The 15,687-nt window shown below is 68.4% G+C and carries 10 protein-coding genes; 5 read left to right on the top strand and 5 right to left on the bottom strand.

The genetic code is table 11. From position 1 onward, the window contains the following. Positions 1–747: 747 nt before the first annotated feature. Together BT98_RS24900 and mobF are read left to right on the top strand one after the other, a co-directional pair. Entirely contained in the window at positions 748–1,062 is a 315-nt protein-coding gene (locus tag BT98_RS24900; protein ID WP_037251365.1) for a hypothetical protein, read from the top strand. Beyond that, on the top strand, positions 1,059–4,181 hold the full coding sequence (gene mobF / locus BT98_RS0117315; protein WP_027297336.1) for a MobF family relaxase: 3,123 nt from the start codon (positions 1,059–1,061) through the stop codon (positions 4,179–4,181). The genes BT98_RS24900 and mobF overlap by 4 nt, the downstream gene beginning before the upstream one ends. Before the next feature lie 52 nt (positions 4,182–4,233). On the opposite strand, the gene BT98_RS0117320 is transcribed toward mobF, so the two are convergent. The 4 genes from BT98_RS0117320 to BT98_RS0117335 are packed head-to-tail and all read right to left on the bottom strand — an operon-like array spanning position 4,234 to position 11,592. After that, on the bottom strand, positions 4,234–7,353 hold the full coding sequence (locus BT98_RS0117320; RefSeq protein ID WP_027297337.1) for a type I restriction endonuclease subunit R: 3,120 nt from the start codon (positions 7,351–7,353) through the stop codon (positions 4,234–4,236). Then, the gene (locus BT98_RS24905) at positions 7,350–8,702 is read right to left on the bottom strand and encodes a restriction endonuclease subunit S (RefSeq protein WP_027297338.1); all 1,353 of its coding nucleotides are present in this window, start codon (positions 8,700–8,702) and stop codon (positions 7,350–7,352) included. Before BT98_RS24905 ends, BT98_RS0117320 begins: the two co-directional genes overlap by 4 nt. After that, positions 8,699–9,757 (bottom strand): virulence RhuM family protein, encoded by a 1,059-nt coding sequence (locus BT98_RS0117330; RefSeq protein ID WP_027297339.1) that lies wholly within the window; start codon positions 9,755–9,757, stop codon positions 8,699–8,701. The genes BT98_RS24905 and BT98_RS0117330 overlap by 4 nt, the downstream gene beginning before the upstream one ends. Continuing rightward, positions 9,754–11,592: a type I restriction-modification system subunit M gene (locus BT98_RS0117335; protein ID WP_027297340.1), complete on the bottom strand. Its 1,839-nt coding sequence runs from the start codon at positions 11,590–11,592 to the stop codon at positions 9,754–9,756. Before BT98_RS0117335 ends, BT98_RS0117330 begins: the two co-directional genes overlap by 4 nt. 390 nt (positions 11,593–11,982) lie before the next feature. Here BT98_RS0117335 and BT98_RS0117340 point away from each other — a divergent pair, with 390 nt between their 5' ends. The 3 genes from BT98_RS0117340 to BT98_RS0117350 all read left to right on the top strand — a co-directional run bounded on the left by BT98_RS0117340 (position 11,983) and on the right by BT98_RS0117350 (position 15,437). Next, positions 11,983–12,381, top strand: a complete 399-nt coding sequence (locus BT98_RS0117340; RefSeq protein WP_027297341.1) for a hypothetical protein — start codon at positions 11,983–11,985, stop codon at positions 12,379–12,381. Between the two features lie 231 nt (positions 12,382–12,612). Beyond that, positions 12,613–13,839 carry a Na+/H+ antiporter NhaA gene (nhaA, locus tag BT98_RS24910; protein ID WP_051544318.1) on the top strand — a complete coding sequence of 409 codons (1,227 nt, stop codon included), beginning with the start codon at positions 12,613–12,615 and terminating at the stop codon, positions 13,837–13,839. A gap of 320 nt (positions 13,840–14,159) precedes the next feature. Next, a complete protein-coding gene (locus tag BT98_RS0117350; protein ID WP_027297342.1) occupies positions 14,160–15,437 on the top strand; it encodes a DUF2254 domain-containing protein in 1,278 nt (425 codons plus the stop codon). Positions 15,438–15,472: 35 nt separating this feature from the next. On the opposite strand, the gene BT98_RS27865 is transcribed toward BT98_RS0117350, so the two are convergent. After that, positions 15,473–15,687, bottom strand: a 215-nt coding sequence (locus tag BT98_RS27865) for a hypothetical protein (protein WP_211254400.1), incomplete at its 5' end; no start/stop codon positions are given.

Genomic DNA, 15,687 nt, shown 5'->3' on the forward strand with positions numbered 1-15,687 from the left:
GCGTCCGCCGGCGCCGGCGTGGATGAGGTGCCACCGTCCGACGCGAACGGCGGATGCGATTTTGGCGGGATGGGGGGATCGGGTCGCCGCTCGACCCCCGGGGGCGGTTGGGTGGTCTTCGGCGAGCGGTTTGCCTTCCGACCTTTTGCTTTGAGCGGCCTGTCTGCGGCACGGCGGTCAGCCTCTAGGCATACACGGCCCCACAATTGGATCAGGGATGGCACGCTGAGCTTCTGGCCATGCTTGCCGACGACGCCGGCCGCATGAAGCTTCTCCTGGATGGTCTCCCATCCAGGCCGGTCCTGGCGGAGCACCTGGGCGAACTCGACATGCCGATCCAGCAGCCATTTGAAGGCTTCCGAGTGCCCTGGGGGCGGCTTCTCTCGGGATGCTCGTCGGATGGCTTTAAGCGTTGGGTCCTTCATTAGACAGACCGCCCCAAGAGACTGAGGCGTGACCGCACCGCGGCCGAAGCCTGCATGCCTCGCTCACGTCCGGTGCGTGTGGCCCTCACGTCAGCTTCACGTCCAGCTTCGATGGAACTCATTTCGGCGTTACGCCGGGACCATGTGGCGCTCACGCGGCGTGAAGGTGCCGCCAATGTCCGGTTAACGTGGAAAGTCAGAGTCCATACACCAATGCACCGATGGTGCGCGGGCCTGCGGCCCAATCCTCGCTCCGACACGTCGATACCTCCATTCGCAAGCCTCCCTGGCAGTCTCCCTCCCCACCAGAAGGAGGTCCGCCATGGACGAGCCACCCAACACCAATCCCTTGCGAACGGCCGGATCGGCGGAAGTCCTCCGCCGCCTCGATCACCAGGACACCGTCCTGCGCCTCCTCGGCGAGCAGCTGGCGGCCATCATCAAGCTGCTCACGCCGGCTCCCCAGGAGGGGCCCACCACCACCGAGATGCTCCAAGCCATCGTCGCCCTGCTCGGCGAGCACACGCCCCTGCTGCGCGATCTCGAGGGCCACGCCCTCAACCTCACGCGGGAGCTGCCCCGCCTGGTCGCCCACGAGGTCGTCCTGGCCCAGCGCTTCGGGGAGCGCCAGCCATGATGACCTTCCGCAAGCTCGCCGCCGCCAGCTCCGGCAAGCTGCTCCGCGCCTACTTCACCGAGAGCGCCCCCGAGCCGGCCTTCGATCCGGCGGTCACACCAGGGAAGCATCTCGATCCCGGCGGGCGGCTGACCGCCTACTACACCCGCCGCGACAGCCGGGCCTCCTGGCGGCCGGACATGCCCATGGCCATCGCCGAGGCCCTCGGCATCGACGTCTCCCGCATGCCGAAGGACGAGGCGCTCGACCGCCTGTTCGAGGCCAGGCGGGCCGATACCGGCGAGGCCTGGTCGGGCCAGAAACGCGAGATCAGCGCCCTCGACCTGACCCTCGCCCCGCACAAGTCGGTTTCCCTGGCCGCCGAGTTCGCCGCCACGCCGGCCGAGCGCGCCGCGATCTGGCACGCCATCGACCGTGCCAACGACGCCACCATGCGCTACGTCGCCGCCGAGCTGGGCTGGGCCCGCAAGGGACAGGGCGGCGCGCTGGGCGCCGACCCCGGGGCGGTCGGCTGGGTCAGCTTCCGCCACCACACCGCCCGGCCGACCGTCTCGGTCCGCGACGGCAAGGAGGGGGCCACCTACCTCGCCACGGTTGCCACCATGGACGGCGACCCCCACGCCCATATCCACAACGCCCTGTTCAACGCCGTCGTCACCGAGGACGGGCGGGTCGGCTCCCTCGACACCAAGGCGCTGACCGGGACCCGCCTGCACGAGTTCGGCGCCTACTTCCAGGCCCGGCTGGCGGACCACCTGCGGGAGCTGGGGGCGCGGGTGTCCTACGACCGCCAGCAGCAGGCGGTGGTGCTCGACGCCATCCCGCAGGCGGCCTCCGACCTGTTCTCCAAGGGCCGCCGGCAGGTCGAGCGGTCCGCCAAGGCCTACGCCACGAGCCAGGGCCTCGACTGGGACACCCTCTCCGCCGAGGGCAAGTTCAAGATTCTCGCCGTCACCGGCCTCGCCACCCGCCTGGAAAAGAACGGCCCCAAGGGCGACCGGGAGATCTGGCTGGCCCAGGCCGAGGCCATCGGCTGGAAGCACACCACCGTCATGGACGAGGTGGCCCACCCGAAGCTGTCGGACGCCGAGCGGTTCGACGCCGCCTACCGCTTCGCGGCCCGGCACCTCGCCACCGAGTTCCGCACCGCGGCGGTGATCGACCACGACAAGCTGCGCCTCTACGCCGCCCGGGGCCTGATCGGCACCGGCATCGCCGGCGGCACCGGGGACATCGACCGGGTGGTGGCGCTGATCGAGCGGCGCGGCATCACCCTGCGCGGCGAACAGGTCGCCCTCGTCGTCGGCCTCTCGGGCGACAAGGTGCGGGTGACCAACACCGCCCAGCTGCGGCTGGAGGAGGCGCTGCAGGCCGAGGCCCACCGGGCGGCGCGCGACCGCTCCGGCGCCCTGCCGGCCCGCGCCATCACCGCGGCGATCGACGCCGTCATCGGCGCCGGGCAGCTCGACCTCACCCGCGAGCCCGCCCATGCCGCCGCCCAGCGCGCGGCGATCTACGCCCTGGGCCAGGGCGGGGCGCTGTCGATGCTCACCGGCGTCGCCGGCGCGGGCAAGACCACGCTGCTGCGGCCGCTGGTCGCCGCCTGGCAGGCCGACACGCGCTTCGCCGCGGGCGGCCGGGAGGTGATCGGCACGGCGACGGCCTGGCGGCAGGCCAGCGCCCTGGGGGAGGCCGGCATCGGCCAGACCCTGGCCATGGACCCGCTGCTGAAGGCCATCGAGGCCGGGCGGATCGTGCCGACCCGCAACACGGTGCTGGTGATCGACGAGGTGAGCCAGGTCGCCCCCCGCGCCCTGCTGACGCTGCTGCAGGTGCAGGCGCGCACCGGCATGACCCTCAAGGTGCTGGGCGACCGCGAGCAGGCGCAGTCGATCGAGGCGGGCGACGCGGTGGAGCTGATGCGCCGGGCGCTGCCGCGCGCGGAGCAGACGGAGATCCTCGACACCGTGCGGCAGCGCAGCCTGGAGGACCGCCAGATCGCGGGGCTGTTCCGCGAGGGGCAGGCGGGCGAGGCGCTGGCCCGCAAGCGGGCGCGGGGCGACGGCTCGGCCCGGCTGCTGGGCGGCGACCAGGACCAGGTGGTGGAGCAGATCGCCGACCACTACCTGGCCCGGCGCGACGCCCTGCTGGCCGCTGGCTCGAAGCTGGAGGTGACCGTCTCGGCGCCGACCAACGAGGACGTGGCCGACATCAGCCGGGCGGTGCGCGCGCGGATGCGGGCGCGCGGCGAGATCGGCGCCGACGAGGTGGTCTACCGGGCCATCGACCAGCGCGGCGAGACCTACGACCTGCCGATCGCCACGGGCGACAGGGTGCGCCTGTTCCGGCGGACCATGGGTCGGATCGACGGCAAGGTGGCGAACTTCGGCAGCAACGGCGACACCGTCACGGTGCTCGGCCGCACCGAGGCCGGCCTGCTGTTGCGCGACAAGACGGGGCGGGTGGGCGAGGTGGAGTGGCGCCGGCTGACGGACGGGGCGACGGGGCGGCTGCTGCTGGGCTTCGGGCACGCCCTGACGGTGGACGCGGCGCAGGGCATCACCTCGGGCGAGCACATCAACGCCCTGCCGCGCGGCACCGCCGGCGTCACCGCCTTCAAGGGCTACGTCGCCGAGAGCCGGGCGAAGGGCACGACCTGGACCATGATCTCGGAGGCGGCCACCTTCGAGGCGGTCAAGCGCGGCCGCGCCCTGGGCGACGCCACGCCCATCACCAGCGAGGATCTCTGGGCCAAGGCGGCAGAGGGGCTGGCGCAGAAGCCCTACAAGCCGCTCGGCAGCGACCTGCTCTCCGACATCCGGGAGGGCAGGGAGAAGGCCACCCTGTCCTTCATCCGCTTCCAGCACCTGGTGGAGACGGCCGAGCACCAGGGGCGCGACCTCGGCCGCGAGATCCGGGAGCACCGGCAGGCGGTGGCCCTGCAGGCGGCGATGCCGCGCAGCATCGCCGCCCTGGACGCGGCGCTGTCGCTGATGCGCGGAGGATCGGCGACTGCGGCCGAGGAGCATCTGCGGCGGCTGCGCGTCGAGACGGAGGTGGCGCGCCGGGAGATCGAGGGGGTGGCGAAGCCGTCGACCCCCTCGGCGGGGATGGGATGAGGATCGGGGAGCCCGGCGTCATCTCGTCCTGAACATCAGGCCCTGGTCGGCCTCAAGCCGCGGGAGGCGCCGCTGCCTTCCCGCGCAACGCCTCCCACAAGGCCCCCGGGCCGAGCAGGGCCGAGAGGATGCCGGCCCGGACGGTTTCCGAACCCAGCGCCTGGGTGCTCATGCTCTGATGCGCGGCCATCGCGTCGATGATGGCCGTCATCAACTCGTCCTGGAGGCTGGGCGAATTGGAGAACTGTTCCTTGGTGTTGGCCGTCGCCTGGGCTTTGAGGGTCTCCGATTCCAGCAGCTTTCCCTTGATGACGGTATCGACGTAGGCCACCGCATCGCCCTCGGTGACGTCGCCTTCGAACAGGTCGTTGATGGCCTGGATGATGGCGGCCAGACGCAGTTTCTGCTTGTCCTGGACCGCCCCCGAGCCGGTCTCGGTCATGGGCTGAAGTGGGTCCGGCGTCTTGTCGCCACCCAGGTTCAGTTTCTGTTGCCCGAGATCGCGCATGCGATGGTGGGTCAGCTTCAGGGCCGAGAGGTCGATCCCCTCCCGCTCGCGCCCGTAATCCAGCAATGGCAGCAGCAGCTTGGCGAAGAGGTAGAGCTTCTCGTAGTCCGTGTTGCCGTAGTCGAACATCTGCCCGAGAAACTCGTAGGCGCGGACATAGGTGCCGAGGTCGCGCTTGAAGAGCAGCAACGCCTCGACCTCGTCCTTGCCGGCCTTCTGCGCCCTGCTGCCCGCCGGCTCGGCCTTGGCGCTTCCCTGTGCCTGCCGGAACCGCACCAGCAACCGGTTGCTGACCGGTCCGATGGCGGCGTCTAGGTCTGCCTGCGTGGCCTGCGGACGGAGGACCGCCCGGACCACGCGCTCGACCTCATGCCAGTCGTAGCAGCCCTGGCCGTCCAGCTTGTTCCGTAGGTCCAGCACGATGTTCGGGTCGCTGGTGCCGCCCAGTTCCGCCGTGGTGTGATACTGCCGGAATGCGGCCAGGATCTCCTCCGGCTCGTTGACGAAGTCGACCACGTAGGTGGTGTCCTTGCCGGGATAGGCGCGGTTGAGCCGTGATAGGGTCTGCACGGCCTGGATGCCGCCCAGCTTGCGGTCCACGTACATGGCGCAGAGCAGCGGCTGGTCGAAGCCGGTCTGGAACTTGTTGGCCACCAGCAGCACGCTAAATTGCGGCGTGGCGAAGGCCTCGCGGATGTCGCGGCCGAGCAGGGCGGGGTTCATGTTGGTTTCGGTGAAGGGCTCCGGCCCGCTGTCCGGATCGTTCACCTCGCCCGAGAAGGCGACCAGCAAGCCGATGCCATAGTTCTGCTGCCGGACGTAGCTCTCCATGGCCCGCATCCAGCGCACCGCCTCCTTTCGGCTGGCCGTGACCACCATGGCCTTGGCCTGCCCGCCCAGGAGGTGGGCCACGTTCTGCCGGAAGTGCTCCACCACGATCCGGACGCGGGCGGCGATGTTGACGGGGTGCAGCCGCACCCACCCCATGATGCCCTTGCGCGCCTCGCCGGCATCGACCTCGGCCTCGGAGACCTCCCTGCCCCCATGGGTCAGCCGGAAGGCCAGCTTGTAGCTGGTGTAGTTCCGCAGCACGTCGAGGATGAAACCCTCCTCGATCGCCTGGCGCATGGCGTAGGTGTGGAAGGCGACCGGCAGGTTGCCGGGCCCGGCGGGCTGTTCGGGGTGCGGGCGCCGGCCGAACAGCTCCAGCGTCTTGGCCTTCGGCGTCGCCGTGAAGGCCACGTAGGTGATGTGCCGGTCCTGCAGGACGCGGGTCGCCATCTCGGCCGCGAGCAGGTCCTCCATGTCGACCTCGCCACCGTCGGCCAGGGCCGCCTGCTCCTCGGGCGACAGGGCGGCCTTGAGCTTCCCGGCCGTGGCGCCGGTCTGGGACGAGTGGGCCTCGTCGGCGATCACCGCGAAGCGCTTGCCGCTGGTGGCGGCGAGCCGCCTGATCTCGGCGATGGCAAAGGGGAAGGTCTGGATGGTGCAGACCACGATCTTCTTGCCGCCGTTGAGCGCCGCGGCCAGCTCCTGGCTCTTGCTGGCCCCCTCGCCGGTGATCGTCGCGACCACGCCCAACGTGCGCTCGAAGCCCTCGATGGCCTCGCGCAACTGCTTGTCGAGCACCGTGCGGTCCGAGACGACGAGGACCGTGTCGAACAGCTTGCGGTGCCCGGCGTCGTGCAGGTCGGCCAGGAAGTGGGCCGTCCAGGCGATGGAGTTGGTCTTGCCCGAGCCGGCCGAGTGCTGGATCAGGTATTTCTGCCCCGGCCCGTCCGCCAGCACCTGCGACACCAGCCGGCGGGTGGCGTCGAGCTGATGGAAGCGGGGGAAGATCCAGCCCTTGAGGCGCTTCTTGTCGTCCTTCACCGGCACCAGGTAGCGGCCGAGGATCTCCAGCCAGCTGTCGCGCTGCCACACCTCCTCCCACAGGTATGCGGTGGGGGCACCGTGCGGATTGGGCGGGTTGCCGGCCCCCATGTCCTGTCCCCGGTCGAAGGGCAGGAAGGTGCTGTCCAGACCGGCGAGGTGGGTACACATGGCGACCCGACTGTTGCTGACGGCGAAGTGGACCAGGGCGCCGCCGGGGAAGCTCAGCAGCGGCTCCGGCAGGTTCCGGCCCGGCACCCTGGGCGGCCGGTCGTAGCGGTACTGGTCGATCGCGTCCCCGACGGACTGGGTGTAGTCCGACTTCAGCTCGGCGGTGGCCACCGGGATACCGTTGAGGAACAGTACGAGGTCCAGGCAGTCCTCCCCCTGCAGGGAGTAGCGGACCTGCCGCACCACCCGCAGCCGGTTGGCGGCGTAACGGCTCTGAAGCGCCTCGTTCATGCCGAGCGCCGGGCGGAACTGGCACAGGGACAGGCGCTGCTTGAGGCCCACCACATCCAGCCCGTCCCGCAACAGTGCCAGAATTCCCTGCTTGTCGAGCGCGGTGCGCAGGCGGTCGGCCAGGGTGGTGGAAGCGGCGGGGCCGTGGGTCTTGCTCAGGCTCTCCCAGGCCTCGGGCTGGGTGGCTTGTACCCAGGCGATCAGATCCTCGGGGAAGAGGGCATGGGCACGGTCGTAGTGCGTGGCGGCACCCGGCTCGTAGAACCAGCCATGGGCTGCCAGGTAGGCGCAGATGCCCTCCTCGAAGGCGATCTCTTTGTGAAGGCTCACGCGGCCTCCGCCGGATGCTCGGCGGCTAGGTCGCGAACGTCTATCTTACCGGTAACGGCGGCGGAGATCAGAGCGGCGCGACGCTCGCGGAAAAGGGTGACGGCGCGTTCAGCTTCGGCGGTAAGGGCATCGACGATGGAGCTTGCTTCGGTCAGGAAGGCAATGATCGCCGTCTGCTCGCCAACAGGAGGCATTGGGATAGTGATTTCCTTCACCGTCTCGATGGAAACCTCGTTGAATGTCGAGCCCTGCCGCATCAATGCCCAGTACTCAGTGGCGCTCTTGCTGCGCAGAAAGGCAACGAGAAACTCGGAAGTAACTGTTCCATTGCTTACGATGCGGGCGACGCCACGAGATAGATTTACGCCGTGGAGCTCCTTATGGACAACATGGCAAGAACCGATCGATGCTCGGATTCCAAGAATGACCTCGCCGCCTTCCAGGCAGGTGCGTGGATAAGCCGCTGCAATTTCTGCGGTCGTTTTCTGTAACGAATCAAGATCGAACGAAGCGCTTGTCATGTTGGTCGTCTGTATGAATGGAACGCCTTCGTCCTGCGCGTCACCGGGCTGAACAATGCCATAGGAAATGCTGGTTCCGGGCAGGATCAGATGCTTGAGTCGCTTCACCTCCCAATGCGCCGGCACCTCCCCCAGCCACTCCACGCCGGAGTCCTTCATCGGCACGTTGGGGTCGAGGCCCTTGGTGACGGCCTGGGAGATGACGGCCTGCCGCTTCTCCTTCAGCAGCGCGATTAGCCGCTCCTGCTCAGCCACCAGCGCGTCAATCTTGCCGGTCTCGCGGTCGAGGAAGGCGGCGATCGCGGATTGCTCGGCGGGCGGGGGCAACACGAACAAAAGATTGCCCAGTTCCTCCGCATTCAGGTGCGGTTGCGCCGCTCGGAGCCGCAACAGGTTGATCTGTGCCTCAAGCATATACTTCGACAACAGCGCCGCCGCCGCGAAGGCGGGGGCTATTCCGGGCTTCATGCGAACGGCCATGTCAAAGCCAGCGATTGCACCAACCCAGTCTGCGGTCACGATCGCAGAGTCGCCCGTATAGGCGCCGCTCCGGACCACCACGATATCCCCAAGCGCCAGTCGCGTGACTCGAGATTCCGGCAACGCCGCTTCGTCCACGTAGACCAGTCCCTCGGTGCTCAGTTCACCACGCTTCACATTGGTTGCGCGGAGGAAGCGGGTTCCGTCGAGGTGATATTCTGGTGGCTGTCCGAGACCGTAGGAAATTGTCGCAGCGCGCTTGAACGAGATGACAGCCCAGTGGCGCGGAATGTTGCCCATGGCAGAAATTCCACTCTCCCGATATTCCGGATACGCGGGAAACGTCATACTTCGCCTTCTCCGCCAGCCTTCGGCTTGTGCCGCTTCAACAGGGCCTTCGCCGCACCTTCCAATTGCCGCAACGTTTCCATCTCGCCTTCCGCTTCCAGCGCAGCACGGCGGCGGGCAGCAAACGCCTCGTATTCCACGGCGGCCTTGCGGTCCGCTTCCTCCCGCGTCACCCGCCCGGCATGGGGCAGCACGGCGCGATCGTTGAAGCGCAGAAAGTCATCCAGCCGGGTCCTCCAGTCGGCCAGGAAAACCTGCTTACGGCGCCGCGCCTGGTCCTCCGCGAAGTCGAGGAACATCACCACGATGCGGTTCAACTCGGTGATTTCCGGCGCGGTCAGGTAGTTTTTCGCCACCGTCACATCGGCCTTGCGCACCCGCTCGCCAGCCCGCGCCGTCAGGCCCATGTTCGGCTTGGTGGCATCGGCGCGGCTGGCGATCAGTTCCGGCGCCGTCTGGCCGGTGGCGGCGAAGTGCAGCTTGTTCTGTACCACCTGGAACACCGCCTGGGTCTCCGCCGCCCCCGGCGCATAGTCGGCGGCCAGTGCGATGATCTCGCGCACCCGCAGATAGACCCGCCGTTCACTGGCGCGGATGTCGCGGATGCGTTCCAGCAGTTCATCGAAGTAATCCGGCATATCCGGCCCGGGCGGGTTCCGCAGCCGCTCATCATCCAGCACGAAGCCCTTGCGGAGGTATTCCTCCAGCCGTGCCGTCGCCCATTGGCGGAACTCGGTGCCGCGCGCGCTGCGCACCCGGAAGCCGACGGCAAGGATGGCCGGCAGGCTGTAATGCTGGATGGCGCGGGAAACCTGCCGCTTCCCCTCGGTTCGAACTATCAAGTAGGACTTGATAGTTGCCTCCGGCGTCAGTTCGGCCTCCGCGTAGATGTTCCGCAGATGCAGGTCGATGTTCTGCACGGTGGTCTGGAACAGCTCCGCCATTTGCGCCTGGGTCAGCCACAGCATGTCCTCGGCGAAGCGACATTCCAGTCGGGTACGGCCGTCCTCGGTCTGGTAGAGCAGCAGGGAGGAAGGCGGGGGTGCCTTGCTCATCCCGCCAGCCCTTCGATCATCGCCCGGATACGGTCCGTCACCTGCTTCAGATCAGCATCGATTTCCTCCAGCGGGCGCGGCGGCTCGAACACATAGAAGTGCCGGTTGAAGGGGATCTCGTAGCCCACCTTCGTCTTCTCCTCGTCGATCCAGGCATCCGGCGCGTGCGGCTTCACCTCGCGATCGAAGTAGGCTTGGATATCCTCGGTCAGCGGTACGTTCTCCGTGTCCCGCAGCGCGCTGTCCGGCTGCGGCTTGCCCTTTCCCTTGCCCTTCTGGCCCAGCACCACCGCGCCCTTCTCATCGCGCAGCGGCCGCTCCACCGTGATGGTGCGGTAGCCGAAGGCCTCGTTGCGGAACAGGCGCGACATCGGCGCCAGCTTCACCGCGCCGCCCTCCGGGGCCGGGGGCGGCGCCTCACCCGCGCGCACCACCACGCGGCTCACCCGCCCCTCGGCATCCGTCACGCTGGCCACCTGCGCCTCCGCCGCCTCGCCGAACAGGCGGGTGACCTCGTCGGTCAGATCGTCGCCCATCTGCTTGCGCTTGGAGCCAAGGCTCTTGCGCATCTTGCTCCACATCGCCGAGGCGTCGATCAGCTGCACCAGCCCGCGCCGCGCCGCCGGCTTGCGGTTGGACAGGATCCAGACATAGGTCGCGATGCCGGTATTGAAGAACATGTCGGTGGGCAGGGCGATGATCGCCTCCACCAGATCGTTCTCCAGCACATGGCGGCGGATCTCGCTCTCGCCCGATCCGGCGCCGCCGGTGAAGAGCGGCGAGCCGTTGAGCACGATGCCGATCCGACTGCCGCCCTCGGCCGCCGGCCGCATCTTGCTCAGCAGGTGCAGCAGGAACAGCAGCGAGCCGTCCGAGATGCGTGGCAGCCCCGGCCCGAAGCGGCCGGCATGGCCCTTCTGCTCGGCCTCCTTGCGGACCTCCTTCTCCACCTTCTTCCACTCCACTCCGAAGGGCGGGTTGGAGAGCATGTAGTCGAATTTGCGGGCCGCGTGCCCATCCTCGGAGAGGGTGTTGCCGGGGACGATGTTGCGCACGTCCTGGCCCTTGATGAGCATGTCCGCCTTGCAGATGGCGTAGCTCTCGTCGTTCAGCTCCTGGCCGAACATGGTCAGCGAGGCCTGGGGGTTGTGCTCCAGCAGGTGCTCGGCCGCGACCGAGAGCATGCCGCCGGTGCCGGCCGTGGGGTCGTAGATGGTGCGGACGGCGCTGGTGTTGGGGGTGAGGATGTCGCTGTCCTCGATGAACAGCAGGTTCACCATCAGGCGGATGACGTCGCGCGGCGTGAAATGCTCGCCGGCCGTCTCGTTCGACACCTCGGCGAACTTGCGGATCAGCTCCTCGAAGGCCAGCCCCATGTCGTGGTTGCTGACCTGATCCGGGTGCAGGGGGAAGCCGGCGAAGCGCTCGGTGACCTGGTAGAGCAACCCGGCCTTGGCCAGCCGGTCGACCTGCTCGGCGAAGCGGAACCGCTCGAAGATGTCGCGCACGGCGGTGGAGAAGCCGCGGATGTAGGCCGCCAGGTTGGTGGCCAGGTTGTCCGGGTCGCCCATCAGCGTCTTCAGGTCGAGGGGCGAGGTGTTGACGAAGCTCGTCCTCGCCACGCGCAGCAGGAAGGGCTCCGGGTCGATCCCCAGCGGCTCCCGCGCCTTCTTCTCGGCCAGGACGGCGATTTTCGTGGGGGCTAGCACGCAGTCGAGGCGGCGCAGGACGGTGAAGGGCAGGATCACCCGACCGTACTCGGAGGGCTTGTAGTCGCCACGCAACAGGTCAGCGACCGACCAGATCAGGGCAGAAAGGGAGACGGACTGGCTCAAGAGCGGGATCCTGGCGGCTAAGCGAATGATTCGAAGGTGTTATTCACTATAGCCGCATTTGTTCCGCCCTGAACACGGCCCCCGGGGTGCATGGGACCTGGAGCGGCCGATGTCGCTGGCCCGCCGCGGGGTCGAGAGGCAGGCCGGAATAGCGGTGACCCACGCCGCGCTCCCATCGTCGCCGGTTGCCACCCCAAGGTGCGGCAGTCCGCGAGGAGGCGCGACCTGACAGCGGAACCGCCATCGTCGCAGACGCCCGGCCTGCCGCCGCAGGGCATTCGCATCGACACGCGGTCTTCTTCGAGCATGTGCTCATTCCTTGCCGTTCTGCTCGCGCTCATTGCTCAGCCCGCCGTTGGGCAGGAGGGAGGCAGCGGCCGGCGCTGCGGGGTGCTGGGCGACAGCCTGGCTGTCGGCGCCGCCCGCCACGCCCCCGGCTGCGAGATGCGCGCCAGGATCGGCATCGGCAGCGCCGAGTTCGCCCGGACCTATGCCGCCACGCCCGTCCGGGCCGACGCGGTACTGATCTCACTTGGCGCCAACGACGGAGGTCGCTCCGATACGCTGGACAATCTGGCGGCGGTCCACGCCGCCGTGGTCGCCCGCTCCGTCACCTGGATCCTGCCGGCCCGTGGCGATGGGGCGCGGCGGGCGATCCTGGCGATCGCGCACGCACTCGGCGACCGCCTCATCGAGACGCGCGCCGTCACCGGCGGCGACGGCCTCCACCTGACGGCGCAGGCCTATTGGGCCGTGGCGCAGATCCCCGTCGGCGCGGCCGCGCGCTGAGGCAGGGCGCTCAGTTCCGGCCAGGGACCGACCCCGTTCCAGGCCTGCCGCAGCGCGCCCCTGACCACGGCCGCCACCCCCGGGGCCCGGTAGGGTAGCCAGTCAGGCCGTTGCAGCTTGTTGTGTCCGATGCGATAGAACGCCCGGGTGTTCGCTCCAGATACTGAGTGGGCAGGGTTTCAGCGTTGGTCGGGCCGCCAGCGGCGCAGACCAATGCCTGGAGGCCCACTCATGGCTCAGCACTACCACGCCCAACCAAGTGCCTTGCGCCGTTTTCTCGATGGCCAGTCTTCCGCGGGACTGGTGCTGATGGCCGCCGCTGCCCTGGCGCTGCTGATCGCCAATTCGCCGCTGGGGCCGGGCTACGAGGCCCTGCTGCACGCCTATGTCGGGCCACTGTCCCTAGGCCACTGGATCAACGACGGCTTGATGGCCGTGTTCTTCCTGCTCGTCGGCCTCGAGATCAAGCGAGAGGTGCTGGATGGCCAACTCTCCACATGGTCACGCCGCGCCTTGCCAGGCATTGCCGCCGCCGGAGGCATGGCGGTGCCTGCGCTGGTGTACCTGGCCTTCAACTCCGGGCCTACGGCTCAGGGCTGGGCTATCCCGGCTGCCACCGACATCGCCTTCGCCCTCGGCGTCATCTCCTTACTCGGCAAGCGGGTTCCGGCCTCGCTGCGGATCTTCCTGACGGCCTTGGCCATCATCGACGACCTCGGCGCAGTGGTCATCATCGCGCTGTTCTACACGGCGGGCATCTCGCTGCCCGACTTGGCAGGTGCCGCCGCCGTAGTGGTCGTGCTGGTCGCGATGAACCGGCTCGGCGTGCGCCGCCTCACGCCATACCTCCTCCTGGGGCTGCTGCTCTGGGTGCTCGTGCTGCGCTCCGGCATCCACGCCACGCTCGCGGGCGTGGTTCTCGCCTTCACCATCCCTTTGCAGGGCACTCCAGGACGCCCGGATGCCGAGCGTGGCAGCCCGCTTCATCGGCTGGAGCACGCCCTGCACCTACCCGTCGGCTTCATAATTGTCCCCATCTTCGGACTGGCCAATGCAGGCGTCTCCTTCCTCGGCTTACCCGCGGAGGCTCTGGCGGCGCCGGTCACAATTGGCGTCGGGCTTGGATTGCTGGTTGGCAAGGTAGTGGGTGTTCTGGGCTTCACCCTGTTGGCCATCCGCCTCGGGCTCGCCGACATGCCAGCTTACGCTGGACGGCTACAGATGGTGGGGACGGCGCTGCTCTGCGGCATTGGCTTCACCATGAGCCTGTTCATCACCCTTCTCGCCTTCCCCGGTGACCCGCTCCTCCAGGCGGAGGCCAAAGTCGGCATTCTCGCGGGCTCCTTCCTGTCTGGCTTGCTTGGCTATGCACTGCTCCGCGTAGCGCCACAGGACTGGCCAGGAACACCATCACGGCGGGTCCAAAGAGCACCTACCGAGAGGGGTACGGTCGCCTGAAAATCAGCGTCCGCTGACTTCGCCTTGAACATCGCGGGTGATGCTGATCGAAACGTCGCCTCTGCTTGGTCCCGAGAGCTTCGCTTCCAGAGGGATCGCCGAGAAAGGACAGCACGGTGAACACATCGCTACGGGTAGTTGGGGCGACGGCAGTGGTGGCCCTCGCCCGACGAGTCCGCCAAAATACAGCGCGACCCTCGGTGGCGCCGGGAGCGTCAGCAAATGTTCGCTGACGAGACGAACAGCGCGCTCGCCCGCACCGCAGCGCAGAGAGAGGCGCGGCAGGTTACGTCAAGGCCGGAAGCCCGTTTGGACGCTGCGTGAGCACTGCCTTGCGCGAGCGGCTGGAGGCACTCGGCGACGCCTTCTGGCTGCGTCCGGCGATCCTTGTCCTGCTCGGCCTTATCCTGGGCGAGGGGGCGGTCTGGACCGAGCAGTGGGACTGGACCCGATCCCTTCTTCCCGCAGGCTGGCTTTACGCTGGCGGCGAGGCGGGCGCCCGGGCCCTCCTGGGCGCCATCGCCACCTCCACCATCGGCGTCGCAGGCACCACCTTTTCCATCACCGTGGCCGCGCTCTCCCTCGCCTCCGGTCAGATGGGGCCGCGGCTCCTGCGGAACTTCGTCCGCGACGCGGGGAACCAGGTTGCCCTGGGCGTGTTCCTCGGCACCTTCGTCTACGCCTTGGTCGTGCTGCGGACCGTGCGCTCTGTGGAGGAAGGGGCCTTCGTGCCTCATCTCGGGGTCACCGGCGCCCTTGTCCTTGCCCTGCTCTGCGTCGGCACGCTCACCTGGTTCGTCCATCACATCGCCTCCGGCATCAACGTCGAGACCGTGATCGGCACGGTCCACGCGGAACTGCGGGATGCAGTTGCCCGGCTGACCCTCGACCAGCCGGATCCGGGGCCGATCGGCCCTGCCCCGGAGGGGCGAGCCATCACAGCAAAGGAAGGTGGATACCTCCGGGCTCTCGACGAGGAAGGGCTCGCGGGCTGGGCGGCAGAGCATAATGCGACCCTGAACCTGCTCGTGCGACCGGGCGATTACGTCTTCACAGGCGTAGCCGTGGCCACGGTGTCGCCACCGGCCCTGGCCAAGGAGGCGGTGGGGAGGGTGCGCGAAGCCATGAGCCTCGGCGACCGGCGGGCGGCGGCGCAGGACCTGGAGTTCGCCGTGCGCCAGCTCGCCGAGGTCGCGGTCCGCGCCCTCTCGCCTGGCATCAACGACCCGTTCACAGCCATGGCGGTGCTGGACCGATTTGGCGACGTGCTCTGCGGCATGACCGACAGGCACCTGCCGGGCGCGGCCGTGCTCCGCGACGGGCGCGCCGTTCTGTTCCGGCGCGCGGTGGACTACGACGGGCTGCTCGACGCCATGTTCCACATGATCCGGCAGAACGGCGCTGGCTCGGCCGCCGTGCTCCTCCGCCTCATGGAGGTCCTCGGCGCCGTGCTGGCGGTGGAGCAAGCGCTGGAGCGCGGCGCCGCGTTGCGCCGTCACGCAGACCTTGTTTTCGCCGCGGGGCGGCAGAACCTGGGCGAGCAGGCTGCGGTGGAGGACCTCGAGGCGCGCTTCGCCGCCCTGCCGCGGAGCTCCTGATTGACCCAGGGGCGGTAAGGCGACGACCATCCGGCTCACCCAGGATCTTCGCCCTTGCGACCGAGCAGGGTGTTTCGCGCGACCAAGCCAAGCGTGGAGCCTTGCACGATGATCGAGAACAGCACCACCGCGTAAGTCGCGGTGAGGATCGTCGCTGTTGATTTGCACTGAGAGCTGACCCGGGAAGGGTCAGAGTTTCCGCCGAGAAATGACCCGTGTCTGTTCACCATCCCGACCGGCTGGTCGGGAT

Source organism: Roseomonas mucosa ATCC BAA-692, assembly GCF_000622225.1.
Classification (GTDB): Bacteria; Pseudomonadota; Alphaproteobacteria; order Acetobacterales; family Acetobacteraceae; genus Roseomonas; species Roseomonas mucosa.

What these genes read in the sequence shown, in the direction of transcription:
- BT98_RS24900 (WP_037251365.1), top strand. Translation starts at nt 748, where the DNA reads ATGGACGAGCCACCCAACACCAATCCCTTGCGAACGGCCGGATCGGCG.
- mobF (WP_027297336.1), top strand. Translation starts at nt 1,059, where the DNA reads ATGATGACCTTCCGCAAGCTCGCCGCCGCCAGCTCCGGCAAGCTGCTC.
- BT98_RS24905 (WP_027297338.1), bottom strand. Translation starts at nt 8,702, where the DNA reads ATGACGTTTCCCGCGTATCCGGAATATCGGGAGAGTGGAATTTCTGCC.
- BT98_RS0117330 (WP_027297339.1), bottom strand. Translation starts at nt 9,757, where the DNA reads ATGAGCAAGGCACCCCCGCCTTCCTCCCTGCTGCTCTACCAGACCGAG.
- nhaA (WP_051544318.1), top strand. Translation starts at nt 12,613, where the DNA reads ATGGCTCAGCACTACCACGCCCAACCAAGTGCCTTGCGCCGTTTTCTC.